The organism is bacterium, assembly GCA_030654305.1.
Lineage (GTDB): Bacteria > Krumholzibacteriota > Krumholzibacteriia > LZORAL124-64-63 > LZORAL124-64-63 > PNOJ01.
Genome location: JAURXS010000384.1, coordinates 1 through 2779 on the forward strand (window position 1 = coordinate 1; position 2779 = coordinate 2779).

General features: G+C 72.2%; 2 protein-coding genes. Both read left to right on the forward strand.

The genetic code is table 11. The annotated features are described in order from the left end of the window. On the forward strand, positions 1–1154 hold a 1154-nt coding region (locus Q7W29_11015; GenBank protein ID MDO9172347.1), incomplete at its 5' end, for a dihydrolipoamide acetyltransferase family protein. A gap of 19 nt (positions 1155–1173) precedes the next feature. After that, positions 1174–2580 carry a dihydrolipoyl dehydrogenase gene (gene lpdA, locus Q7W29_11020; GenBank protein MDO9172348.1) on the forward strand — a complete coding sequence of 469 codons (1407 nt, stop codon included), beginning with the start codon at positions 1174–1176 and terminating at the stop codon, positions 2578–2580. Positions 2581–2779 lie beyond the last annotated feature (199 nt).

The following is a 2779-nucleotide window of genomic DNA, read 5'->3' on the forward strand; positions in this document are numbered from 1 at the left end:
CGCCGGTCGCGAAAGCCGCGCCCGCCCACAAGCCGGCCGGCAGCGGCCGCGCCGCGGAGGAGACGCCGGCCGGGCTGCCCGCCGAGGAGCCCGCGCCCGCGGCGGCTCCGGCCAAGTCGCCGGTCAAGTCGCCGGCGCCCGCCCGCACCGAGACCCAGCCCAACAGCACGGTCTCGGGCCGGCCGGTGCCCGCGGCCCCGGCCACGCGGCGCCTGGCCCGCGAGCTGGGCGTGGACCTGGCGCTGGTGTCCGGCACCGGACCCGGCGGGCGCGTGACGCCCGTCGACGTGCAGGCCTACCTGGCCGGCGGTTCCCCGGCCGCTGCGTCGGCGCCGTCCGCGCCGTCCGCCCCGATCGCGGACCGGGCCGCCGAGGGCACGCACCTGGCCGCCGCCGCGAGCGCCATCCCGTTCCTGGACATCGAGCCCCTGCCCGACTTCTCGCTGCAGGGCCCGGTGGAGATCGAGCCGCTGCGCTCGATCCGCCGCAAGGTGGCGCGCAAGATGACGACCTCGATGATCCTAGTGCCGCACGTCGCCCACATGGACGACGCCGACGTCACGGAGCTCGAGGAGTTCCGCCTGAAGATGAAGGCGCGGCGCGACGGCGAGCCCGGCGGCAAGCTGACGCTGCTGTCGTTCGTGATCCGCGCGATCACCGCGGGCCTGCGGGCGGCGCCGGCGTTCAACGCCAGCCTCGACCCGTTCCGCGAGGAGATCGTCTACAAGAAGTACTACAACATCGGTTTCGCGGCGGACACCGGGAAGGGCCTGGTGGTGCCGGTGATCCGCGGCACCGACGTCAAGAGCATCCGCGAGATCTCGCGCGAGATCGAGGAGAAGGCCGCGCTGGCCCGCGAGGGCAAGCTGCCCCTGGAGGACATGCAGGGCGGCACCTTCACGATCACCAACGTCGGCCCGCTGGGCGGCACCGCCCTGATCCCCACGATCAACTACCCCGAGGTGGCGATCCTGGGCATGGGCCGCGTGCAGGAGAAGCCCGTGGTGCGCGACGGCCAGATCGTGATCCGCAAGATCCTGCCGCTGACGCTGGCCTTCGACCACCGCGTGGCCGACGGCGCCGACGCGGCGCGCTTCGTGGGCGAGCTGGTGCGCAACCTGAGCGACCCGAACCTGCTTTTATTGGATACCTAGAACCGAGGAGAGGCCGCTCATGGTGATGGGAAGCCTGAACACCGAAGTCGAGGTCGTGGTCATCGGCTCGGGGCCCGGCGGCTACGTGGCGGCGCTGCGCCTGGCGGACCTCGGCAAGGAAGTCATGGTCGTCGAGGAGCGGGAGCGCCCCGGCGGCGTCTGCCTGCTGGAGGGCTGCATCCCCTCGAAGTCGCTCATCAACGCCATCGAGCTGAGCGAGGCGGCCAAGGGCGCCGCGCGCCTCGGCCTGACCTTCACCGGGATGAAGATCGACCACGTGAAACTGCGCGAGTGGACCGACGGCGTGGTGGCCCAGCTGTCCGGCGGCGTCAAGACGCTGCTGCAGAAGCGCGGCGTGGAGATCGTGCACGGCCGCGCCCGCTTCCAGGACAACCACACCCTCGCCATCGAGGGGGGCGGCACGATCGCCTTCAAGCAGTGCATCATCGCCACCGGCTCGTCGCTGAACCGGCTGCCGCCGGGCATCGACCAGAGCGTCTGGTCGTCGGCCGACGCGCTGAAGCTGCAGGAGGTGCCCGGGACGCTGCTGGTCGTCGGCGGCGGCTACATCGGCCTGGAGCTGGGCCTGGTCTACGCCGGCCTGGGCAGCCGGGTCTCGGTGGTCGAGTTCTTCCCGCGCCTGCTGATGGGGGCGGACCTCGACCTCGTGGACATCATGGTCAAGCAGGTCAGCAAGCGGCTGCACGCGGTCATGACCGATTCGAAGGTCAAGGGCATCGAGCCCCGCGACGGCGGTTTCGACGTGGAGATCGAGCACGAGGGCAAGACGTCCCGGGAGCACTACGACCGGGTGCTGGTGGCCATCGGCCGCCGGCCGAACACCGACGGCATCGGCCTCGAGCACACGAAGGTCGTCGTGGACGACAAGGGCGTGATCGAGACCGACGGCGAGTGCCGCACGGCCGAGCCCCACATCTACGCCATCGGCGACGTGACGCACGGCCCGATGCTGGCGCACAAGGCCAGCCGCGAGGGCAAGGTCGCGGCCGAGTCGATCGCCGGCCACAAGGTGGAGTTCGACAACCGGGCCATCCCGGCCGTCGTGTTCACCGACCCGGAGATCTCCTGGTGCGGCCTCACCGAGCGGCGCGCGCAGGAGATGGGCGTGACGGTCAACGTCGGCCGCTTCCCGCTGTCGGCCCTGGGCCGCGCGCGGGCCATCGGCCACACCGAGGGCCTGGTCAAGGTCCTCTCCGAGCCGGAGACCGACCTGATCCTGGGCGTCGGCATCGTCGGCCCGCACGCCAGCGAGCTGATCGCCGAGGGGGCCCTGGCCATCGAGATGGGCGCCACCCTGGCCGACCTGACCGAGACGATCCATCCGCACCCGACGCTCAGCGAGGCGCTGATGGAAGCCGCCGAGATGGCCGCCGGCACGGCGGTGCACGTCTTCAAGCGCGGCTGAACGAGCGGCAGCACGACTCGACACCCGGGACGCCATGCCTCACCGCCCCGACAGCGACACCCTACCCGGCTGGGATCTCGACGCGGACCTCGTCGCGACGGTCGCCGCCGGCGGCCCCGCGCGCGTGCGCGTGCTGCGCTGCGCCTCGCCGCAGGTCGTGGTCGGCCGCGGCGGGCGGGCCGGCGTCGAGGTGGACCTC